Source organism: Salmonella sp. SAL4457 (assembly GCF_046548235.1).
GTDB classification, from domain to species: domain Bacteria; phylum Pseudomonadota; class Gammaproteobacteria; order Enterobacterales; family Enterobacteriaceae; genus Salmonella; species Salmonella enterica.
The window spans coordinates 1-332 of the sequence record NZ_JBGDZO010000207.1; the positions used below are offsets into that span (position 1 = coordinate 1).

At 68.1% G+C, this 332-nt stretch carries 1 pseudogene; it reads right to left on the reverse strand.

The features are described 5' to 3' along the window. Positions 1 to 332: pseudogene (locus ACLJNW_RS23940) on the reverse strand (hypothetical protein); the annotation flags it as partial.

Below are 332 nucleotides of genomic sequence, written 5' to 3' on the forward strand. Positions count from 1 at the left end.
GCTGCACGGTGACCCCGGTGGCCTGCTGCATGGCTTCGTCGAGGCTGAACAGATTCTGCTGTTCGAGGCGCTCATGGTCGATGACGCTGGCGGATTGCGGCAGCTCGCGCGGCTTGAGCGGCACCTTGCCCAGGGTAGTCACCCCCGGCGGCTGGGTGGCAGACGTGCTTTCTCCGCTGATCACCATGTCCGGCAGTTCCGTCTCGCCGTCCTTGCGCGCGTCGGCCACGGCCGCGGCCAGCGGACTCAGCGCCAGCAGCAGGCCCAGGCACAACGGGGTGTGCCGATTGCGGGCGATGCCCTGGCGTCCCTTGATCACCTTCGTCTCCGTT